Source organism: Pseudomonas sp. H1_F01, assembly GCF_054681425.1.
The window spans coordinates 911,397-926,335 of the sequence record NZ_CP162823.1 but is presented as its reverse complement, the minus strand read 5'-3'; the positions used below and the strand labels follow the sequence as shown (position 1 = coordinate 926,335).

Below are 14,939 nucleotides of genomic sequence, written 5' to 3'. Positions count from 1 at the left end.
AATGATCAATACAACCCCTGTGGCAAGAGGATTATGTGGGAGCAAGGCTTGCCCGCGATGGAGGCGCTGCGGTCTTTCAGAAATCGAGGCGCCTCCTTTCGCGGGCAAGCCTTGCTCCCACATAGCGGGGATAAATCCCCTCGCCACAGTACTTCACCGTCTGCTCCACCGTCGGTAAGACCATCGAAACTTTCCGGGCCGCGCAACAGTCATCACAAGACACAGGCAGTACGAGGTCATTGGCACGGGAGGGATACATGACGGCGATCCACATTGGTATTTCCGGCTGGCGCTACACGCCTTGGCGGGGGGATTTCTACCCCAAGGGGCTGACCCAGAAACGGGAATTGCAATTCGCCTCGCGAGCGGTCAACAGCATCGAAATCAATGGATCGTTCTACGCCCTGCAACGCCCCGAACGGTATGCCCAGTGGTACGCCGAGACACCGCCCGGCTTCGTGTTCAGCGTCAAGGCCCCGCGTTTCATCACCCACATCAAGCGCTTGCGAGACATCCGCAGGCCCCTGGCCAATTTCTTCGCCTCCGGTGTGCTGGAACTCAAGGAGAAGCTGGGCGCGATCCTCTGGCAGTTTCCGCCCAGTTTCAAATTCGACCCGGAACTGTTCGAAGACTTCCTCAAGCTACTGCCCCACGACACCGAAGGTGCCGCCGCCCTGGCCCGCGAGCACGAGCCGCGCCTGGACGGCCACGCCAGTACCACGACCGATAAAAAGCGCCCACTGCGCCACGCCGTGGAAATCCGCCATGACAGCTTTATCGACCCGCACTTCGTCACGCTGCTCAAGCGCTACGACGTGGCCCTGGTCATCGCCGACACCGCAGGTAAATGGCCCTATCGCGAAGACGTCACCAGCGATTTCGTCTACCTGCGCCTGCACGGTGCCGAGGAACTGTACGCCAGCGGCTATACCGACGAGGCGTTGAAGCGCTGGGGCGACCGGATCGAGGCCTGGAGCCACGGCAAGCAACCCGCCGACGCCCACCTGATCGATCCCGACAAGAAGCCCCGGGCCCGCAAAAGCCGGGAAGTGTTCTGCTATTTCGACAACGACATCAAAGTCCGCGCGCCCTATGACGCACGCCACTTGCTGGAACACTTCCATCTGGACAAGGACCTCGCCACCGCGCCCGGCGAACGCCCGGCCGAAGGGGTGTTGCCATGAACAGCCCGGAAACCAGCGAAGCGACCCACGAGCCGACTCAGCAACAGGCCCAGGATCTCGACCGGGTCAGCCGTTTCACCGTGCTGACGGTCAACACCCACAAGGGCTTCACCGCCCTGAACCGGCGCTTCATCCTGCCGGAATTGCGCGAAGCGGTGCGCAGCGTGTCCGCCGATGTGGTGTTCTTGCAGGAAGTCCACGGCACCCACGAACACCATCCCCAGCGCTACAGCAACTGGCCGAGCATGCCGCAATACGAGTTTCTGGCCGACAGCCTCTGGCCGCAGTTCGCCTACGGGCGCAACGCGGTGTACCCGGCGGGTGACCACGGCAACGCGCTGTTGTCGAAATTCCAGATCATCCGCCACGACAACCTGGACGTGTCCATCAGCGGCCATGAGAACCGCGGCATGCTCCACAGCGTGCTGCGCCTGCCGGGCGATGGACCGCAAGTGCATGCCATTTGCGTGCACCTGGGGCTGCGCGAAGGTCATCGTGTCGAGCAACTCAAGCTGCTTTGCCAGCGCTTGAGCGAACTGCCGCCCGACGCGCCAGTGATCGTCGCTGGCGACTTCAACGACTGGCGCGGCAAGGCCAGTGAACTGCTCGAACCCTGCGGTCTGCGGGAAGTGTTCGCCGAACAGTGGGGCAAACCGGCCCGCAGCTTTCCGGCGCGCCTTCCGATCCTGCGCCTGGACCGCATCTACGTGCGCAATCTCAAGGCCCATCATCCCAAGGTGTTGAACGTACGACCCTGGTCGCACCTTTCCGACCACGCACCGCTGTCGGTGGAGATCGAATTATGAGCGCGACGATGAACAAGGCGACAGTTGAGCAGGTCGAGGCGCCACCCACCGAGCGCAACCCGGCGCTGACGGATATCGAATACGGCTGGCACGGCAACAATCGCGTCACGCTGCTGGAAAACGGTGAAGAGTATTTCCCCAGGGTCTTCGAAGCGATTCGCCGGGCCGAGACAGAAATCCTCCTGGAGACCTTCATCCTGTTCGAGGACAAGGTCGGCAATGAACTACGGGACCTGTTGGTCGAAGCCGCCGCGCGTGGCGTGCGCATCACCGTCAGCCTCGATGGCTTCGGCTGCGGTGAGCTGACCACCGGTTTCCTGGCATCGCTGAGCGACGCCGGGGTGCGCTTGCAGATGTTCGACCCGGCGCCCCGGCGTCTGGGGATCCGCACCAACTGGTTCCGCCGCCTGCACCGCAAGATCGTGGTGGTGGACGGGGTGATTGCGTTTATTGGCGGGATCAACTTTTCCGCCGACCACCTGGGCGATTTCGGCGCCGAGGCCAAGCAGGACTATTCCGTGGAGGTCAAAGGCCCGGCGGTGGTGGATATCCACCACTTCGCGCTGTTGCAGAGTGGCCGGCCCGCCCGGGCCAAATACTGGTGGCAACGCCGCCGTAGCCGCCGCAACGAGCTGGCGTTCAGCGACCACGACGGCCAGGTGCGCCTGGTCTACCGGGATAATCACGAACACCAGACCGACATCGAAGAGGTCTATCTGCATGTGCTGCGCAGCGCCCAGCGGCGGGTGGTGATCGCCAATGCCTATTTCTTCCCTGGCTACCGGTTGCTGCGCGAGATCCGCAACGCGGCACGGCGCGGCGTGGAAGTGCGGCTGATCTTGCAGGGCCAGCCGGACATGATGATCGCCAAGCTCGCCGCACGCATGCTCTACAGCTACCTGCTCAAGGCCGGCGTGGTGATCTACGAATATTGCGAGCGACCGCTGCACGGCAAGGTCGCCCTGGTGGATGAGGACTGGAGCACGGTGGGTTCGAGCAACCTCGACCCACTGAGCCTGTCCCTGAACCTGGAAGCCAATGTGCTGATCCGCGACCGGGCGTTCAACCGCGAGCTGTTCGAGCGCCTCGACTACCTGAGCCGCAACCATTGCACCGCGATGCCCAAGGACCACGCCCCCCGGGGCCTGTTGTGGCGCATGACCATCGGTTTCATGGTGTTCCACTTTTTGCGCCATTTCCCGGCCTGGGCCGGCTGGCTGCCGGCCCATAAACCGCGTCTGAAACCATTTTCGCCGCCGACGGCGGTCCGGAGCGAACCCCATGAACCACTCTGAAGCGCACGCCGCGCCGAGAGATGCCCATGCGCCGGAACAGTCCAAGTCCAAATCCCGCTGGAGCCGCTGGAAAAGACCGCTGACCCTGGCGTTTTTCCTGCTGTTGATCGTACTGTTCACCACCTTGGCCCGACGCATCGACTGGTCGGAAGTGTTCGCCACCCTGGCGGACTTCAAGGTGCGCACCTTGATCATCGCCGCCGCGCTGACCGTCACCAGCTTCATCACCTATGCGTGTTTCGATCTGATCGGTCGCACCTACATCCGCCAGAAACTGGGTTGGCGGCAGATCTTGCCAGTGGGGGTGATCAGTTACGCGTTCAACCTCAACCTCAGCGCCTGGGTCGGTGGCATCGCCATGCGTTATCGGCTGTATTCGCGGCTGGGGGTCAGCACCGGGAACATCGCCAAGATTCTCGGCCTGAGCCTGGCCACCAACTGGTTCGGCTACATGACCCTGGCCGGCGTGGTGTTCAGCAGCGGCCTGGTGACCATGCCGCCGGGCTGGAAACTCAGCAGCGATGCGCTGCAAGGCGTCGGCGCGTTGTTGTTGCTGGTGAGTGCCGGTTACCTGGTGGCCTGCCGGTTTTCCAAGCGCCGGGCGTGGACCGTTCGCGGCATGGAAATCAACCTGCCATCGCTGCGCATGGCGGTGCTGCAACTGGCGTTGGGCGCGCTGAACTGGTCGTTGATGGCGGCGGTGATCTTCACGTTGCTGCCCAGCAAACTGGATTATCCGGTGGTGCTCGGGGTGTTGCTGATCAGCAGCATTGCCGGGGTCATCACCCACATTCCGGCCGGGCTTGGGGTGCTGGAGGCGGTGTTCGTTGCGCTGCTGCAACATGAAGTGTCGCGGGGCAGCCTGTTGGCGGGGCTGATCGCTTACCGGGCGATCTACTTCATCCTGCCGTTGCTGATTACCGTGGTGATGTACCTGGTGATCGAGGCGAAGGCCAAGGCGTTGCGGGTCAAGCCTGGGCTCAAGTGATGGGTTGCCTGGCCTGGCCCTATCGCGAGCAAGCTCGCTCCCACAGGGATGACTGGGACATAAGTTCGGGTTCACACAGATCCATTGTGGGAGCGAGCCTGCTCGCGATGAGGCCCGCCTGAACATCACGTATCTACCGCTCCTGGATAATGCTCAACCGCTCTCCCACCACCATTTCCGTGATCCAGTCCACCAGGATCGAGGTGTAGGCCTGCTGTGACACGGGGTCGCTCAAGGCATGGTCGGCGCCGTCGATGATCCGGTGGGTCAACGAGTGGGTCTGCTGACACGCCGCCCGGTAGCTCATGATGGTGGCATGGGGCACGTAGGCATCGGTCTCGGACTCCACCAGCAACACATCGCCGGTGAACTGCGAACACGCATGCAAGGCGCGATTGGTTCCGGCATGCACCAGCGTGCTGCGGTAATCCAGCAGGTCGGTCTTGTCCAGGTCGCGCTTGGGCGTGTGCCATTGCTCGTCGCGGTACAGCGCCGGCACCCGCAGGGCCAGCCAGCGTACCGGACGCAACGAAGTCAGGATCGAAGCCAGGTAGCCGCCATAACTGGTGCCCACCACGGCAATCGCCGAGGTATCCAAGGCCGGGTGCGCGAGCAGTCGGTCGTATGCCGCCAACAGATCGCGCAGGTTGTCCTCTCGGGTGACCCGTGCCAAGGGGATCCCCGCCCCGCCGGTGTGCCCACGCAAGTCGAAGGTCAGGCACACGCAACCCAGGCCGGCAATGCCTTTGGCCCGTTCCAGGTCCCGCTCCTGGCTACCGCCCCAGCCGTGCACGAACAATACGCCGGGGACCTTCGACTTGGGACTCAGGAATGTCCCGTTCATGCGTTCATCGTCAATCTCGATCTGAATGGTTTCACTTCTAGCCGTCATAGGATTGAACCGTTACGTATTTGAGAAGGAAGTCGCCGTTGTGCGCCGCGCCGCGATAGACCTCCCTCGCGCCGGGCGGCAGCGGTTGCTCGGTGTAGGTCTCCACCGAGGACACCCGCACCGCGCTGGTTTGCGGCGCTTCGACGAACACCTGCAACGCCGCCAGTTCGGCGCTGCTGGCGCCGCCCATGCGCCATGACTGTTCCAGTACACCGCCACGCGGCTGGCCGGCGGCATCCAGGCCCTGGGCAATGTCGTAATTGCGCCGCGACGCAAAAAAGCTCGGGTAGGCCTGGTTGGCGGCGTCATCGAACACTTGCGCCAGCCGCACCGCTTCGCGCACATCGTCGGGCAGTTCGAGCCTGAGCAACTCGATGTAGCCGCCCTGCACCACCAGCAGGTCCGATCCGCCGTACACCTCGACCCCTTCGCTGTCGTGGGTCAGGTGTTGCACGCCGCAATAACTCAGGACCTTGCCGTTGATGAAGCTCTGGCCGACGCTCTGGGTCTTGACCTCGTTGAGATGCTGCTCCAGCACCACCCCATCGCGAAACAGCGCCTGGGCGTCAGGCTCGGCGACAATTTCATCGAACTGCGCCAGGCTCTTGATCAGCCGTTGCCCACGTCCGGCACAGGCATGGATCGGCTTGAGGCGAATCGGTCCGATGTACAGCAAGTGCTCGGCGGCGGGTCGCGCATCCTTGAGCGAAAAGACCGTCACGCCATCGAGCACCGCGCCTCGCGTGAGCTTGGCAAACAGCAGCGACCAGCCTTTGGGCGCCACGGCGTCCTTATTCAACAGACCATGGGTAATCGCCTTGGTGCAGATAAAATCATGCTCGACATACCCGCCCCACACATCCTCCGGCCCCTTGACCCCCAGGCGCATCAAGGTTTCGGTGCCGATCAGGGTTTGCGTGGGCAACAGATAGAGATCATGACCGGCCTGAGAGTCATGACTGTCGCCGTACTCCCATCCCAGGATCTGTGCCAGCCACTGGGCCAGTGCGCGATTGGTCTCGACTTCATGACGCGGCGCTTGTGGATTGACCGAATAGGCCACTACCCGCTTGTTGCGATTGACTGGTGTCATGCGTTGCCCTTTTTCCTGCGCTCAATGGCGTTAGATAAGGGAAGGTGCAGAGATCAGGCCAACGGTGGCATCGGCCATGACGGTCAGCCAAGCGGGCGTATTGGGCGCAGTTGATAGCACCGGGCCTGTTTCATTCTGCACGACCCATGGCAGGCATCCCGCAAATTGCACGATGGCCAGCAGCAGACGCAACCCCCTGTGGCGAGGGGATTTATGTGGGAGCAAGGCTTGCCCGCGAACAGGCGCCTCGATTTCTGAAAGACCGCAGCGCCTGCATCGCGGGCAAGCCTTGCTCCCACATAGCGGGGCGGTGCGACGTTTCGATAAATCCCCTCGCCACAAGGGTCAGCGTCAGCCCTTGGGAGTACTCGGTGGATTTACCCCAAACCGCGCCCGGTAATCACTCGGCGCCAACCCGGTTATTTTCTTGAACGTCGCGCGAAAGGCGCTCGGGTCCTGGTAACCGACGGTCCAGGCAATGTGGTCGATGGTGCCATTGGTGAACTCCAGCATCTCCCGGGCCTTGCCGACGCGCAGGTGCTGACAGTATTCAGTGGGTTTGAGCCCGGTGGCGGCGCGAAACCGGCGCAGGAAGGTGCGTTCTTCCAGCCCGGCGCGTTCGGCCATTGCACCGAGGGAAACCTCCACCGCGCCGCTGCTTTGCAACCAATGCTGGACCTTGAGAATCGCCGGGTCGCCGTGGCCGAGGATGGGCGCAAAATTACTGCCACACTGGCTCGCGCTGTCGCTGTGCTCAATCACCAGAAATTGCGCCGTGCGCGTGGCGATGCTGGGCCCGAGCAGGCGGTCCACCAGGCGTAGCCCCAGTTCCGACCAAGCCATCAGCCCGGCGGTGGTGATCAGGTCGCCGTCGTCGACGATGGGTTTGTCGGCGTTGAGCTTGATCTTCGGGTAACGCGCCGCAAAGGACTTGGCCGAAGTCCAGTGGGTGGTCGCGCTGCGCCCGTCGAGCAGGCCGCTTTCGGCCAGCAGGATCGAGCCCACGCAAACCCCGCCCAGCACCGTGCCGTCGGCATGCCGCGCCCGCAGCCAATCCATCAGAGCCTGAGAGACCAAGCCGTCACTGAAACCGGCAAGGGACGGTGGAATCAACAACGCCACCAGCTTGCCCACCGGGCCGGTTTCGCTGTCGAACACCCGCAGCGGAGCCCCGCCCTCCTCCGTCTGCCAGTGACTCACCCGCAGCTTTGGCAACTGCACGCTGGCATGCTCGGCCGCGATCCGCTGCGCCACGGCGAACAGATCGGTCAAGCCATGCACCGCCGCCAGTTGCGCACCGGGATAGATGAGCACCCCGAGCTCGGCGACTGCCCTTTGCTGCGTCATTGTCAGTTTTCCCCCGCTTATTGTCGTTGCGGCCAATCCTCGAAGCGGCGGCAAAAGCTAATACTGGCTTCACACCCAATCTGATCGAGGAAGCCCTCATGTCCAAACAAGCGCTCATCGTAGTCGATATCCAGAACGACTACTTCCCCCAGGGCAAATGGCCGTTGGTCGGCGCCCAAGCCGCCGCCGATAACGCCGCACGCTTGATCGAAGCCTTTCGCCAGGCCGGCGACAGCGTGGTGCATATCCGCCACGAATTCACTTCCGACGACGCGCCCTTCTTCACCCCAGGCTCCGAAGGCGCCCAGTTGCACCCCAAGGTGCTCAACCGCGCCGATGAACCGGTGGTGCTCAAGCACTTCGTCAATTCGTTTCGCGAAACCGAACTGCAAGCCATCCTCGACCAGCACGGCATCGAACAACTGGTGGTGGTCGGCAGCATGAGCCACATGTGCGTCGACGGGGTGGTGCGGGCGGCGGCGGACCTGGGCTACGGCGTCACGGTGATCCATGATGCCTGCGCGACCCTCGACCTGGAATTCAACGGCGTCGTCGTGCCGGCTGCCCAGGTGCATGCCGCGTTCATGGCGGCACTGGGGTTTGCCTATGCGAGTGTGGTGAGTACCGAGCAATTCCTGGCGGCCAATCGCTAAATACACGGCGCATCTAAAAAAACGCAAAAAAAACCGCGCTTCGTCGGCGAAGTGCGGTTTTGCCTCAAGCATCAACGGTGTGTCTGGAGCGATCACACATCCAGCACTTGCAGCAACCTCGGCATCGTCGCCACGAATCCCATCTGCTGCGCTTCGCGCGCCATCCCTTTCAACTTCTCGCCGCTGGCTTGATCGGCGCTGCGCAGCCACTGCCCGGCCACGTCGATCAACCGCACATGATGGGTGATCCAGGCGCATGACGCTGACTCGGGCAATGCCGCCATCTGTTGCCCATGCCAGATCGCCTGTTCGGTATTGCCCGCCAACAGGCAGGTTTCAGCGGCGGCCACGCGAAAGCGCAAAGCGTTGTGGGCCAGGCAGGCCAGGGTGAGCTGGGCTTCGCCCTTCGCCAAGGCCTGCTGGCTGAGCGGCCCATCGTCGCTGATCATCGCCAGGCTGCCGTAGACCCACGGCCCGATGTAGCGCTGCAGCTCGAAGCGCTCCACCAGGCTCGCCGCCTCCATGATCAAGGTCTGCGCCAGCCCGCGCTCGCCCTGGCGCAACGCCACCCGCGCCAACCCTTCCAGCAGGATCGCTTCGAAACGGCTGGCGCCGAGGTTGCGCGCCAGCGCCAGGGCGCAGGTCAGCTCTTGCTCCGCCAAGGCATCCTGGCCGCCCGCCACCAGCACCCAGGCCGCCGTGAGCCGCGAGAAAACCTGTGCCCGATGATTGCCCAGCCGAGTGCTGCATTCGATGGCCTCCATGGCGTCACGCAAGGCCTGCTCCCACTGGCCCAGGTACAGCTGCGCCGATCCACGGGCGCTGCGATTGCCCGCCTCCACGTGCGCCAACCCATTGCGTTCGCACAGGCGTACGCATTGATCAAACACCTCGTAGGCGGTCTGCATGCGCCCTTGTGCGTAATAGGAGTCACCAATGCCACTCAAGGCCTTGGCCTCGGTCTCCAGATCCCGGCCGATGCGCGCACAGGACAAGGCCTCTTCATGGAGCCTGCGACACTCGGCGTAATCGCCCCGTGGAAAATAGATATTCCCGTGCAAGTGATTCAACCGGGCCAGCGCCGTATGCGCCTGCATGGCCCGGGCGATGGGCTGCATGTCCTTGATCAGGCGCTCCTCCTCGTCCAGGCAGTCGAGGGTATTGAGGACCGCTGCCAGCCCCAGCGCAGCCTCGATCTGATCCTGTGGCTGCTCGGCCAAGGCCAAGGCCCGCTGGAAATGCGCCCGAGCCTCCACGGTCTGGCCCAGGCCCGAGCACGCCTGGCCGCACAGCAACGCGAAGGAAAAATCGCCCTGCGTACGCTCGGCAAACGCCGCGCACTGCCGCGCCAGCGCAAGGACACTGTCGTACTGGCAGGCCAGGCGTTTTTCGCCCATGGCTACCAACAACGCGTCGAACGCCGCCGGATCGTTGGCCCGCAGTAAATGCTGGGCATGGAGCACCCGGTCGCGCTCGCGGTAGAGGCTCGCCACTTCACCGTGCAACTGCTCGCGAAGCAACGTGGGCATCGCGTCGTAGAGGCAGTGCATGACCAGGTCGTGGACAAACAGATAGCTGCCTGGCTCGACTTCCCGCAGCAGCCCCTGGCGCATGTCCGCCGTCGGCAGATAACCGGGCTGTCCTAGCGCTTGGCGCCACAGCGTCAGCTCGAAACGATTACCCAGCACCGCGGCGTAATGCAGGGCGCGACGTTGCTCGGGAGCCAGCTTGTCGAAGCGGGTCTGGACCAGATGCCGCAGACTGTCGGGGAAAATACCTTGCTGGCTCGACAGCAGTTGCGTCAGGTACAGCGGATTGCCCTGGGCGCGGGCAACACATTCAGCCCGGTAGCGCGGATCGACATCGATGAATTGCTCCGCCAGGACCGAGGCCTCCCGCGCCCGGATCGGCGCGATATCGAGCAGACTCATGGGGCTGGAGGAATACGAACGGATTTCGCCGCCCAGCGGGTCATCTTCGGGACGGGACGTCAGCAGCCAGACAACCGGCGCTTCGTCAGTGGCATCGAGCAGCTTGCCCAGCAGCGCAAACAGCGTGGTGTCGCCCCAGTGCAGGTCTTCGAAGCAGATCACCAAGGGCTGTTGCACCGCAACGCGCAGCAACACGTCGAGCAAAGCCTGGAACAGCCCCTGGGTACGGGCCTGGTTGCTCATCGCGCCATACAGGATGGGCGGCTCGGCAGACGACACGCCCGTCAGCACTTGCAGGAACATGCGATGTTCGGCGGCCACTTTCAGGCGGGACAAGGCCGCGTCCAACAGCGACGCGCTGATGGACGGCGCCCCACCGAGGTTGAGCAGGCTGGCCACCAATTGCCCCAGGGGCCACAGACTGTTGTCCATGCCGAAATCCAGCACATCGCCGCGATGGCAGGCAAAGCCACGCTGCCGAGCCATTTCGAGAAACTCGCTGACCAACCGGGTCTTGCCAATGCCCGCCATGCCGCGCACATACACGACGTGCCCATCCTGGCATTCCTGGGTAGCCTCGATCACTGCCTTGAACTGCAGCAGCTCGATGGCTCGCCCCACCAACGGACGCGGCGCGTTTTCGTCGAGGCTGCGCGGGCGCAGGCATTTGCGATAGGCCTGAAACTCATCGTCGGAGGCGGAAAACTCAAACCGGGCAGCGAGTTGTTCCAGCAGATTCTGCGCAACATACACCGGCGCATTCCCATGACGATCCAGCAACGGCTTTTGCGCGAACAAAGCAGGCTCAACATGGGGGGCTGTCGCTTCGGCACTCAGGCGCACAAGCCGTAGCACCAAGGCATGCCCTGGCGTGACGAATTGCTCGCGGCTCAGCGCCAACGCGCAGAGCAGGCCCCGTTCGCTATCGCTGCGATACGCCTGCGGAGAGCCGAATTGGGCGATCACCACATCCTGCGTCATCCCCAGTGGCACGCCACCGAACTGACGCACCAGGCGCTCGACTTCATCCATGAACGTCGCCGCTGGCACCCCATCGATCCGAAAGGACAGTTCAATTACGTAGCGAATGACGCTGTCATCGACCTGTTTCTGCGCCTGTTGCGCAAAGGCCATCTGGTGCAGTTCGGTCATCGTCTGTTGGATGTGCACCAAAGCCGCCGAGGCGGGATCGCCCAGCAGCGCACTCACATCGACCCCGAAGGCCGTCGCCAGGTGCCGAGCGGTGCGATAAAGCACCGGCTTGCCGGTTTCGGCGCGCTTGATGGAGGCGATCGAGACGCACAAATGCCGGTTCAGGCAGGCCTCGGCCAGGGTTTCCTGACTCAGGCCATGCTGTTTGCGCAGTCCTTTCAACGACACCGCGTCCAACAGCACACGACCGTCGGATATCGAGGCATCACGCTTGGGCAGGGCAGCAAAGGTATTGTGTCGGGAGTCCATGTCGATAACCCTTCTACCCTGGGACAACGGCAGCCGATCGAGTGTACTCCAGCGCCTCTCTGCAGGTTAATGAAAAGATGGCATTTGGCCTGATACCAAACTGATACCGGACTGACACTGCTCTGGACTGTCCGGTTATCACGGCCCTCCCGATACTCACTCCCATCAATTGGCACCCAGTTGATACAACCTGAGCGATGGGAGAAAGGCGATGAACGATGGACTGAAGGGCACCACTGGCGAAGACTTGCGCGATATCGGCGGTTCGCAACTGCTGGGGCGTGGACTGAACCGGCTCGATTGGGCCGGCGATAGCAAGGAGTGTCAGAAGGTCGGCGATACCGAGTCGGGCAAACGTGCCGTGCCGTACCGGAAAACAGCCTACAACGTAGGGAAAAACGTCACCATGTCCACCGTCGTGGCCACCGAGAATTTCTCAACCGAGACGTTTTCCTCCCGCGACGAGTTCGAAAAACATACCCAGACGAGTGTCGAAGCCTCCGGTAAATACGGCGCCTTTTCCGCCGGTTTCAAAGTCACCTTCGGCAGTGACATCAAGACGCTCGAAGAGCGCGAAGCCGCGCTCTACAGTCACACCGTGCGGTTATGGAAACTGACCTTCGAAGTCAATCCGGCCAATGCGACTGAAGCGTTCAAGAAGCGTGTCGATGACCTGCCCAAGGCGTTCGATCCGGGCAATCCGACGGCGTTTTTCAACTTCCTCGTCGATTTTGGCGCCGATATCGTCAGCGAAGTGACCGTCGGCGGCTCGCTGAACTATGCGATGACCGCACTCAAGAGTTTCCTCAGCCAGACCAATACCCTCGATGCGATGGTCAAGGCCGAATACGGCGCCTTTGTCAGCGGTAGCGCGACCACCTCGATCTCGGAAACGGTCAAGAAAAACATCGCCCACCGCAACGCCAACCTGACCACCCAGGGCGGTACGCACGCCATCGCGTTCAACGCAGTGGACCCCAGCAACTGCAACGCGGAGTTCGGCAAATGGCGTGAATCGCTGCCGGACGACCCTACGGTCGTGGAGTTGAAAATCTCGCCGGTCTATCGTTTCGTCAAGGAAGGCGAGACCCGTACGGCACTGGAGCAGGCCTACCAGTGGTACACCAGCTACAAAGCGGAAATCGAAGCCAATTGGCAGGAGTCGGTGGTGGTCCTCGGTCGCTCCGGGCGGCAAACCACGCCCAAGGCCGCGGCAACCGGCCCGGCCTTGCGAATGGTGTTCGTCGACAACAAAAGCAAGGAAACCAGCGAGAGCTTCCACTACCCACCCGCCGCGAATGCATCGACCACGGAATTTGAACAGTTCTGGGATGGACTGGCCCTGCTGCTGAGACAAAAAAGCGGGCAGAAACTGCTGATGGCCACTGAACGCTGGCCGCGCGACTCACGCTACTACCCGGGGTACGCGATGCGCGAGGCCCTGCTGGCCAACGGCGCCAGCGAAGTGTCGCTCGCACGCTGGGAGACGCTGACCAAGCACATGCAACCCAACCCGTTGTCCGGCCTGACCTATGTGCTGGCGGGGAATGACTTCGAGGTGCCCGGTGTCGATGGACTCATTGCCGGTTTCGGCCAGGCAGGCAAAGACCTCAACCCAACGGTGAAGATCAAGGCTCGGCTTTCCCACGACTCGTTCGGCAAGGTCAAGCTGGTCAAGACGGCAAGTACCGAGCAGGACCCTCGCACCGCGCTGTACATCGTGCGCAACAATACTGGGGACAAACCGGCGCTGGCAGTGGATCCGCAAAACCGGACCCGTATCGCCATGCAGACGCCGGACAGGTGCAACCCAGGGCAATTCTGGTACATGCCCGAGCTGGAAAAACCCTACCCGGAAATCAACCACCCGGTACTGCTGATCAACTACGAGACGGGAACCTGCCTGCAGGGCATGCATGACCAGGGCGACTGCCGGCTCAAGCCCATCGAACCGGGCCGCCAACAGGACGACGTCATTTGGGACCGGCGCGGCGATGAGGTGTTTCACCTGTTGATGGTCTACTACTGGATGGACGCCTTGTGCCTGACCCAGGTTGAAAAGCGCGCCGCAGTCCGGGCTTGGCGCCAACCTCACGGCATGGATTGGTTGCGCGAGCAGCATCGTCCATATAGTTGATAGCCGATAGTTACCCCCCCTGTAGGAGCGAGCTTGCTCGCGATGGCGGCGGCACATCCAACATTGGTGCAAGCTGACCCACCGCTATCGCGAGCAAGCCCGCTCCCACAGGTTTCATGACTTGATTGACTGCCATTCCCTCTAGCCCTCTTGCGTGCGTGGTCCCCATACGATGCAAGTCTTCAACAGTGTTCCCTTTATCGGCGACGGCGCGGAAACAGCGCTCGATCCCCGCCGGTTTCCCTATCTGTTCAACGACCATGGGTTGGCGCAGCCGAGTGTCCAGGTGCGCGGCAACCTGATCCAGCTCAGCCCCGAGAATCCATCCCTGTCCGTGGGCACTCGCTACTCCGGCATCAGTTGGAGGGATCGTGAGGTTCCAACGAACACCGGCTCCTACTGGATCAAGACGTTCGACTTCCACGCCAGCGAAGTGCACTACGCCCCCATCTGGGCAACCAGGGAAACGGCGCAAGCCTTCGGCATGACCCTGCTCGGCAACGGCGAATGCCTGCGTTTCGAGTACGACCAACTGATCCTGGGCCAATACACCTACGGCAAATGGGCCGGCCACCAATCGCCCTACCTGGGCCCGGCGCGCCAGCGCGAGCTGCTGACCTACAACCCGACCGACCTCGAATACCACAACTTCCCCCACGCGTTCTTTTCCCGCTACGGACGCTTGCCGCTGGTGATCAGCGTCGCCCGCTGGCGTCCTGCGGCCAGGGAAATTTATCTGGCTGACCTGTGGCTGCGGCCCGGTGATGCACTGGTCCTGCCGCCCAAGCATTACCCCGACATAGCCCCCAGTGGCGCCCGCGGCATCGAAAACTGGCCGGCCGTCGTGGACATGCACGGCAACCGAAACTCGGCGCTGGCCTGCTGGTTCGGGGAAGGCGAGGACTGTTTGCTGACGGAGACGATCCTGGCCAATTCGACCTTGATGAACTCCCCCCAGGGCAAACCGCACTATCACGAAGAGAAGACGCCGACACGGCATGAGTTACCGGCAAATTACCGACCGTGAGGGTGATAGCACTACAGGTCAGACAGAAAAAACCTGGGTTGGCGGGGGCCAGGAAGAACCCAACCTCGGGCGGGCTGTTTTTACTAGGCGTACTTGGGCAATAACGATAAGAATGGCCGGGCATT

Annotated in this window: 11 protein-coding genes; 7 read left to right on the top strand and 4 right to left on the bottom strand. The window is 62.4% G+C overall.

The annotated features are described in order from the left end of the window. Positions 1 to 257 precede the first annotated feature (257 nt). The 4 genes from AB4O09_RS04270 to AB4O09_RS04255 are packed head-to-tail and all read left to right on the top strand — an operon-like array spanning position 258 to position 4,273. Entirely contained in the window at positions 258 to 1,184 is a 927-nt protein-coding gene (locus tag AB4O09_RS04270) for a DUF72 domain-containing protein (RefSeq protein ID WP_431092956.1), read from the top strand. After that, positions 1,181 to 1,990: an endonuclease/exonuclease/phosphatase family protein gene (locus AB4O09_RS04265; RefSeq protein ID WP_003206060.1), complete on the top strand. Its 810-nt coding sequence runs from the start codon at positions 1,181 to 1,183 to the stop codon at positions 1,988 to 1,990. Before AB4O09_RS04270 ends, AB4O09_RS04265 begins: the two co-directional genes overlap by 4 nt. Continuing rightward, positions 1,987 to 3,285, top strand: a complete 1,299-nt coding sequence (clsB, locus tag AB4O09_RS04260) for a cardiolipin synthase ClsB (protein ID WP_003206062.1) — start codon at positions 1,987 to 1,989, stop codon at positions 3,283 to 3,285. The genes AB4O09_RS04265 and clsB overlap by 4 nt, the downstream gene beginning before the upstream one ends. Beyond that, entirely contained in the window at positions 3,272 to 4,273 is a 1,002-nt protein-coding gene (locus tag AB4O09_RS04255; RefSeq protein WP_028237105.1) for a lysylphosphatidylglycerol synthase domain-containing protein, read from the top strand. The genes clsB and AB4O09_RS04255 overlap by 14 nt, the downstream gene beginning before the upstream one ends. A gap of 133 nt (positions 4,274 to 4,406) precedes the next feature. Here AB4O09_RS04255 and AB4O09_RS04250 read toward each other — a convergent pair whose 3' ends face one another. The 3 genes from AB4O09_RS04250 to AB4O09_RS04240 all read right to left on the bottom strand — a co-directional run bounded on the left by AB4O09_RS04250 (position 4,407) and on the right by AB4O09_RS04240 (position 7,605). Next, positions 4,407 to 5,165 carry an alpha/beta hydrolase family protein gene (locus AB4O09_RS04250; RefSeq protein WP_003206064.1) on the bottom strand — a complete coding sequence of 253 codons (759 nt, stop codon included), beginning with the start codon at positions 5,163 to 5,165 and terminating at the stop codon, positions 4,407 to 4,409. Next, on the bottom strand, positions 5,155 to 6,258 hold the full coding sequence (locus tag AB4O09_RS04245; RefSeq protein ID WP_028237104.1) for a DUF3182 family protein: 1,104 nt from the start codon (positions 6,256 to 6,258) through the stop codon (positions 5,155 to 5,157). The genes AB4O09_RS04250 and AB4O09_RS04245 overlap by 11 nt, the downstream gene beginning before the upstream one ends. A gap of 351 nt (positions 6,259 to 6,609) precedes the next feature. Continuing rightward, complete coding sequence (locus AB4O09_RS04240; RefSeq protein ID WP_431092955.1) at positions 6,610 to 7,605, bottom strand: GlxA family transcriptional regulator; 996 nt, start codon at positions 7,603 to 7,605, stop codon at positions 6,610 to 6,612. Between the two features lie 98 nt (positions 7,606 to 7,703). Here AB4O09_RS04240 and AB4O09_RS04235 point away from each other — a divergent pair, with 98 nt between their 5' ends. Continuing rightward, positions 7,704 to 8,258 (top strand): cysteine hydrolase family protein, encoded by a 555-nt coding sequence (locus tag AB4O09_RS04235; RefSeq protein WP_003206069.1) that lies wholly within the window; start codon positions 7,704 to 7,706, stop codon positions 8,256 to 8,258. A 92-nt stretch (positions 8,259 to 8,350) separates the two neighbouring features. Here AB4O09_RS04235 and AB4O09_RS04230 read toward each other — a convergent pair whose 3' ends face one another. Continuing rightward, positions 8,351 to 11,650: a tetratricopeptide repeat protein gene (locus AB4O09_RS04230; protein WP_460107943.1), complete on the bottom strand. Its 3,300-nt coding sequence runs from the start codon at positions 11,648 to 11,650 to the stop codon at positions 8,351 to 8,353. A gap of 211 nt (positions 11,651 to 11,861) precedes the next feature. Here AB4O09_RS04230 and AB4O09_RS04225 point away from each other — a divergent pair, with 211 nt between their 5' ends. Continuing rightward, positions 11,862 to 13,787 carry an MAC/perforin domain-containing protein gene (locus AB4O09_RS04225; protein WP_123351435.1) on the top strand — a complete coding sequence of 642 codons (1,926 nt, stop codon included), beginning with the start codon at positions 11,862 to 11,864 and terminating at the stop codon, positions 13,785 to 13,787. A gap of 172 nt (positions 13,788 to 13,959) precedes the next feature. Continuing rightward, complete coding sequence (locus tag AB4O09_RS04220; RefSeq protein WP_013694332.1) at positions 13,960 to 14,814, top strand: hypothetical protein; 855 nt, start codon at positions 13,960 to 13,962, stop codon at positions 14,812 to 14,814. The last annotated feature ends 125 nt before the right edge of the window (positions 14,815 to 14,939 follow it).

Coding starts and splice junctions, on each gene's coding strand:
- AB4O09_RS04230 (WP_460107943.1), bottom strand. CDS start 11,650: ATGGACTCCCGACACAATACCTTTGCTGCCCTGCCCAAGCGTGATGCC.
- AB4O09_RS04240 (WP_431092955.1), bottom strand. CDS start 7,605: ATGACGCAGCAAAGGGCAGTCGCCGAGCTCGGGGTGCTCATCTATCCC.
- AB4O09_RS04235 (WP_003206069.1), top strand. CDS start 7,704: ATGTCCAAACAAGCGCTCATCGTAGTCGATATCCAGAACGACTACTTC.
- AB4O09_RS04265 (WP_003206060.1), top strand. CDS start 1,181: ATGAACAGCCCGGAAACCAGCGAAGCGACCCACGAGCCGACTCAGCAA.
- AB4O09_RS04225 (WP_123351435.1), top strand. CDS start 11,862: ATGAACGATGGACTGAAGGGCACCACTGGCGAAGACTTGCGCGATATC.
- AB4O09_RS04250 (WP_003206064.1), bottom strand. CDS start 5,165: ATGACGGCTAGAAGTGAAACCATTCAGATCGAGATTGACGATGAACGC.
- AB4O09_RS04270 (WP_431092956.1), top strand. CDS start 258: ATGACGGCGATCCACATTGGTATTTCCGGCTGGCGCTACACGCCTTGG.
- AB4O09_RS04220 (WP_013694332.1), top strand. CDS start 13,960: ATGCAAGTCTTCAACAGTGTTCCCTTTATCGGCGACGGCGCGGAAACA.
- AB4O09_RS04245 (WP_028237104.1), bottom strand. CDS start 6,258: ATGACACCAGTCAATCGCAACAAGCGGGTAGTGGCCTATTCGGTCAAT.
- AB4O09_RS04255 (WP_028237105.1), top strand. CDS start 3,272: ATGAACCACTCTGAAGCGCACGCCGCGCCGAGAGATGCCCATGCGCCG.
- clsB (WP_003206062.1), top strand. CDS start 1,987: ATGAGCGCGACGATGAACAAGGCGACAGTTGAGCAGGTCGAGGCGCCA.